Genomic DNA, 5,829 nt, shown 5'->3' with positions numbered 1-5,829 from the left:
CTGGCGGCTGTCGTCGTTCTTCTGGCCGCCATTATCCTGACGATCGCCCTCATTCTTCTGACCGCCATTGGGCGGGGCGGACTCGCGCCCGGGGGGCGGCGACACGGGACCCGTCCGGTCGGTCTCGCTCTTGTCCAGCTGCTTGCTCATGGCCTGGTCGTAGGCCTTGCTGATCGCCTGGTAGCTGGCGGAAGGCTCCTTGGGCTGGATGTTGTGGTTCCGGTCGTAGATGAACTGGGCCAGGGTCTGGTCGATATGAGGATCGTTGTAATTCCTGGCGGCCTCCTGCAGGGCGGCCTGATAGGAATCTGCCTTCACCGAATTCAGGTAGGCCTGCGCATTGGCATCGACCTTGCCGGTAAGTTCCATCTGCTGAAGGATGGCCTGGACGGTGCGGGTATTGCCCTCCCGGAAGGCTTCGGCCTCGATGGGCTGTATGCGGTAGAGGTCGGCATCGGTCTCGAACTGGATATAGGTGTAGCCCTGGCGGCCCTCCTGGTACTGGAATCCATGGGTGCCCTCGTGAAAAACGGTGTCCAGCATGTTCCAGTTGGGGGCGGGGGCGTTGATGGTGGTGATGATGTTGTTGCCCTTTTCATCCTGGTCCGAAAGACGGAACTGCCCGCTCTCCAGCACGTCCAGGTTGAGGTACAGGTGGTTGCCCTGCTGGTAACCCCAGGTGTAGCCATCCTGAAGGGAGCCTACCATGGAAACGGCAGAGACCTGGATGGGCGGATGTCCGGTCTCGGCCGCGTAGCGGTTCTCCACCTCCTGGCAGGCGGCAAGCCGCTGATCGGTGCTCAGACTGTTCCAGGTGTCGGTGGTGAACAGTCCGGTCAGCTCGACACCGCTCAGCTGGGAGTAGCAGGTGGAAAAAGAAGAGGTGCCGGATGCCATGATAAACCCTCCTTATCGACGGAAAATTCGCAGCCGGCCGATCTCCGGGTCCTTCAAAAGCCCATCCATCAGGGTCAGAGCCTCAAAGTAGCTGCGGCCTTTGCGCATGCGCTGGATCATGATGACCGAGAATTCCCCCGAACGGAAGTTCCCGGTCTCGCCGGAGTCCAGATAGGCCCGCAGCAGAGGGTCCAGCCGGTCGTCCATCGTGCTGCGGTACTCCTCGGCGCGCTGCGCAATGACCGAGGCATCCCACCCGGGGTGATCCCGGGCGATCAGGTCCCGCAGCTCCTGTACGCTCACAGAAGAAAGCATGGTATATCGCTCCTTTCCCAAAGGTCCGGCTTGCCCGGACGCTCCCAGATATCCTGTGGTCCGCTGCCCGGTCCGGTGTGTCTGCACCGGCGGGCGCTGCGGTCCCCGGCTTATATAGAACAGACGAATCCACCGGGGGTTTATCGGATGTGTTCTCATTATACCAACTGCAGCGATAAATGGAAATTGGCAAATCGACTAAAATATTAAAACGACATTCGGCATCATTGAACTACATTATACTTCATAATAAAACATAAAGAAAAAAGCCGGATTTTGCCACGGGAAAATGGGTTTTGAAGGGTAAAAATGGGCGTTTTGCACATTGTTCTCTTCTGTTTTTTGTCAACATCACAAAACTTCATCAATGTTCATATAACGTCTTGAAAAAATCGGGTGCGGTGGTACAATGAACTTGACCCCCGTATTGCGCATCCGGCCCACGGCTGCAAAGCGCGGCGCCTTTCTGCAGCTTTTGCGGCGGGCGGCGTATCGGGAATCCTGGAAAAGAAAGGAGGTTCTCCTCAGTGAACAAAAAAGACCTGGCGCAGAAGATCATTGTGCTGCGCGGCAAAAACGGCTGGACACAGCAGGAACTGGCCGAAATGTGCGGCACCACCCAGCGGACGGTGGCGGCCTGGGAGACCGAGCGCTCGATCCCGCGCAAAGCCATGCTGGTGCGGATCGCCCGGGTGTTCGGTCTGCCGGATGAGTATTTTCTGACTGAAGTGACGCAGGACACCGCCGGCAGCGATTTTGTGGCCGAGTTCAGCGATCTGCTTGAACAGCAGACCGGCCTGTCCCACAGCAAGAAAGCGGAACTGCTGGACCAGGTGATCAAGACCCTGAACAAATGACAAGGCCGGCGCGCAAGTAACTGGAAAAAACAGCCGGCGTGTCGTCTTTACAGGCAGATCCGGATGAAACCCAAGGCGGAGTCCGGTTACGCAGCGGCCCGAAAAGCGTCCGGAAAGAAGAAAAATGAGGAGGAACTTGAATATGGCATTCATTATGGGCATGGATTTCGGCAACTGGTTTTCCTATCTCTGTTACGTCAACGACGACCAGGCCTTCGGAGGACGCCTGGGCAGCAAGCCGAAGGATCTGCTGCCCAACAACAGACCCAACGACAACGGCTACCCCAGCATCTTCTTTTACAGCAAGTCGGCGGCAGACAAATGCACCGACCCCAACCGCCGTCCGCCCTGGTACGGGTATGAGGCGCTGCGCAGAAAAGCAACCCCGGCGAGCCATCGGGTGCGCGGCCTCAAACGGAAAATGGGCCAGCCGCTGCAGCTCGACGACTGGGACGGCGATGTGGACAAGGCCATCACCCTGCTGATCCAGTACCTGGTGCGCGAAGGCAACAAGGTGCTGCAGACCGAGGAGATGACCACCACGAACCAGCTGTCCCTGGCCTATCCGGCAACCTTCAACACGGCGCAGGTGCTGCACCTGAAGGATCTGGCCCAGGCCGCCACCCTGGAAGACGGCCGGCATGTACAGGTGGTGGGCATGATCGCCGAACCGGCGGCAGGCGCACTGGATTATCTGGCCGAACACGGCCACACCGACCACGACTACACCGTGCTGACCTACGACCTGGGCGGCGGGACTTTTGACCTGGCGGTCGTTACGGCCTATCCCCAGGGAAAGACGAGCGCCAGCGGCGGTACTTACTACTATGACGTGGAGAAGACCGGCGGTCTGGCCACGGTGGGCGGCTGCGACTTTGACCGGGAAATGGCCGATCTGCTGCGGCGCAAGGCACCGCAGAACGTCCGTTTTGATGAAGAAAAACTGATGGTCGATGCGGAAAATGCCAAGATCGACCTGACCGACGGCACGGAGACGGAGGTCTCCATCATCGCCACCGACAGTCGGGCGGTGGAACTGACCGTGACCCGCGACGAGTTCGAGCGGGCGGCGGCGCCGCTGATGCGGCAGACCATTGAGGAGACCCGCCGCGTTCTGGCCGAGTACGCCACGACCGGAAAGCCCGCACCGGAATTCATCGTGCTGACTGGCGGCGCCAGCCAGATGCCGATGGTCAGGCGGGAACTGGAAGAAAACTTCCCTCAGTTCCGGGGCAAGGTGGCCTGCTACCGTCCCAACAGGGCGATCGCCTACGGTGCGGCCCGCTACGGTACCCCCGTCTCGGATTTCGTGCAGATGCGGGTGCGCTATGATCTGGGAATCCGGCTGTATCACCGGAACACGGACGATCTGTTTGTGGATGTGATGATCCCGGCCGGCAGCCCGCTGCCCTTCACCAGCGAGGACAATATCTCGGAGACGCGTGCGGAGGACCAGATGCAGTCCTTCTTCGTGGTGATGGAGGGCCGGTTCGACAACCCGGATCCCGAGGAGATCGATACCGACTTCCGCAGGATCGTCTCGGTTTCGCTGGATTTCGGGCGCAAGGTCCCCAAGGGGACGGAGTGCGCGAGCCGTCTGATCGTTGACAAGAACGGGCTTCTGACCATCGAGGCCCGGGAAGCCGACGACTCGGCGGGCAGCAAACCGGTCTCCGTATCCTGCCAGCTGGAGAACCTGAGCAACTGAGCCCTGCGGCAGATGGTGAAAAAAGGAGGAATCCCGTATGATAGACGCTTACGGAAGTGACATCGGCAACGCCTACGCTTTCCTGTCCGTGGTGACGCAGGAAGAACTGGACGCTCTGCCGATGATTCCCGTGCAGATCGACCGGCTCGGCATGCCCACCATCGCCTATGTGACCCCGCCTGAGGGCAGCCCGATCTATGTCAATTTTGCCGCGAACTGTGATTTCAGGACCCGCAGCCGCATCAAGCATGACCCCGGTCATATTGTGCGTGCCATCAAAACCCAGCTGCACGGCAACAAGCTGCCGCTCAAGGCCCTCAACACGGAGCTGTCGCCTTACCGGGTGTACGCCGAGGTGGCAAAGGAACTGGTGCGCGTGGGCAATGAATGCCGCAAGGAAGAGGGCCTGCCGCCCATCTACCGCCTGGTGCTGACCTATCCCGCCGCCTTTTCCAAATATCCGGACGAGCTGCAGCTGCTCAACCGGATGCAGCAGGCGGTGGAGTCGGTGGAACTTGACGGACATCACCTTGAGGTGGTGGGCCGGCTGCCCGAACCGGCGGCCGTCGCCATCGACTATCTCTATCGTGTGCGCAGCGTTCCGTCCCAGAATGACCAGCTGCCGCAGGACTCCCTCACCGTGCTGGTCTATGACCTCGGTCACGGGACCTTTGATGTGGCGGCGGTCACAGCCCGCAGCAAGGGGGAACCCTACCAGGTGTGGGACAGCGACGGCCTGCCCGACGTGGGCGGCAAGGACTTCGACAGCCTGCTGGTCCAGGAGCTTCTCTCCCAGATGGAGAAGCTCGGCTACCGCCCCAGCAACGATGCCGAGCGGGAGGAACTGCTGGAGGAGGCCATCCGCGCCAAGCATGAACTGAGCGAGGAGGATGAGGTCTCTGTCCAGCACCAGAAGCGCACCGACGGCAGCTATCTTGAACTGACCATCACCCGCGAACGGTTTGAGGAGATCACCCGCCAGCTGCTGATGGAAACGGTGGAACTGACCCAGCAGATGCTCACCGCACAGCTGCAGCAGGGCCGCCAGATCGACCGCATCGTCCTGTCGGGCGGTGCCAGCCAGATGCCGATGGTGCTGGAAGCGCTCAAGACCAGCCTGAATCCCAAGGTGGAGGTCCTGCCGCCCTACCGTCCGGCCCGTGCCGTATCCTTCGGCGCGGCCCGCTACGCGGCCGGCCTGCCGGAGCCTGAGGACTCCGGCGGCAGAAAAGATCCGGGGCCTGCGCGCCCCAGCCGGGTGGCCCAGCTGCGTGCAAAGCGGGGCTACGGCGTCGAGGTCCTGCAGGAAGGGGAGCTGGAAAGCCGGGTACAGGTGCTCATCAAGGCGGGGGAACCGCTTCCCGCCATCGGACGCATCGAAAACTACCGGCCCAGCGCCGGCGTGGCCGGTCACATCGACTGTGTGATCGACTGCCCGGATGTTTCTGCCGAAGCCGGCGATCTTCTTTTCAAGTCGGTGTGCCACAACTTTATTCTTCTCCACTTTGATCTGCCGCAGCAGGGCACCTACGACCTGGATTTCACACTTGATCCCAACTACAATATCACGGTGACGCTGACCGACAGTGACGGCGTCGCTCACACTGCCGGTACGGCGGCCCCGGCCGGGGAAGGAGGTACTGACGAATGAACAACAGGGATCCCAAACAGGAAGGCGAGGCTATAAGGGTGCATAAAAAATATCAGGGTTTCAGAGCCAACCGCAGCGCCGGGGACGCGAACACCGGCCGCCTTTTTTATGAGGAACTGTGGGAGGCAATCCAGCGTGATTACCGCGACAGCGGCCACTGTTACTATGTGGAGAACGTTGCCAACGGCCGGTACGGATGGATCAGGGTAACGGAGTTGAGTCTGCTCTACGCCATGCGAATCAGCGATCAGCTTCCCGACCTGAGCAGAGCTAAACTGCCGTATCAGGATCACAACTGGTATGAATCCATGGACAACACCGACGGCACGGCCACGGACGTCCGGGAATGGGCAAGGCTTCTCATCGAACGAAAAAAGAAATTGCGGGCTCAGGGCGATGGG

At 60.4% G+C, this 5,829-nt stretch carries 6 protein-coding genes; 4 read left to right on the top strand and 2 right to left on the bottom strand.

What is annotated here, in order from left to right; translation table 11 throughout:
- Together Q0K17_RS10195 and Q0K17_RS10190 are read right to left on the bottom strand one after the other, a co-directional pair.
- Positions 1–897: hypothetical protein (locus tag Q0K17_RS10195; RefSeq protein WP_294542766.1), on the bottom strand; the 897-nt coding region annotated here is incomplete at its 3' end.
- A 12-nt stretch (positions 898–909) separates the two neighbouring features.
- Entirely contained in the window at positions 910–1,212 is a 303-nt protein-coding gene (locus Q0K17_RS10190; RefSeq protein WP_294542764.1) for a hypothetical protein, read from the bottom strand.
- Between the two features lie 527 nt (positions 1,213–1,739).
- On the opposite strand from Q0K17_RS10190, the gene Q0K17_RS10185 reads away from it, so the two are divergent.
- The 4 genes from Q0K17_RS10185 to Q0K17_RS10170 all read left to right on the top strand — a co-directional run.
- Entirely contained in the window at positions 1,740–2,069 is a 330-nt protein-coding gene (locus Q0K17_RS10185) for a helix-turn-helix transcriptional regulator (protein ID WP_294542762.1), read from the top strand.
- A 142-nt stretch (positions 2,070–2,211) separates the two neighbouring features.
- The gene (locus tag Q0K17_RS10180) at positions 2,212–3,777 is read left to right on the top strand and encodes an Hsp70 family protein (protein ID WP_294542761.1); all 1,566 of its coding nucleotides are present in this window, start codon (positions 2,212–2,214) and stop codon (positions 3,775–3,777) included.
- Between the two features lie 37 nt (positions 3,778–3,814).
- Entirely contained in the window at positions 3,815–5,428 is a 1,614-nt protein-coding gene (locus Q0K17_RS10175; RefSeq protein WP_294542760.1) for an Hsp70 family protein, read from the top strand.
- On the top strand, positions 5,425–5,829 hold a 405-nt coding region (locus Q0K17_RS10170), incomplete at its 3' end, for a hypothetical protein (RefSeq protein WP_294542758.1). The genes Q0K17_RS10175 and Q0K17_RS10170, both read left to right, overlap by 4 nt.

The sequence above is a fragment of the uncultured Gemmiger sp. genome (assembly GCA_944388105.1).
Classification (GTDB): domain Bacteria; phylum Bacillota; class Clostridia; order Oscillospirales; family Ruminococcaceae; genus Gemmiger.
This window is presented reverse-complemented; position numbering and strand designations above follow the sequence as displayed.

Bases quoted from the DNA above. Each gene is read 5' to 3' on its own strand.
- Q0K17_RS10190 (WP_294542764.1), bottom strand. From the start codon at position 1,212: ATGCTTTCTTCTGTGAGCGTACAGGAGCTGCGGGACCTGATCGCCCGG.
- Q0K17_RS10180 (WP_294542761.1), top strand. From the start codon at position 2,212: ATGGCATTCATTATGGGCATGGATTTCGGCAACTGGTTTTCCTATCTC.
- Q0K17_RS10175 (WP_294542760.1), top strand. From the start codon at position 3,815: ATGATAGACGCTTACGGAAGTGACATCGGCAACGCCTACGCTTTCCTG.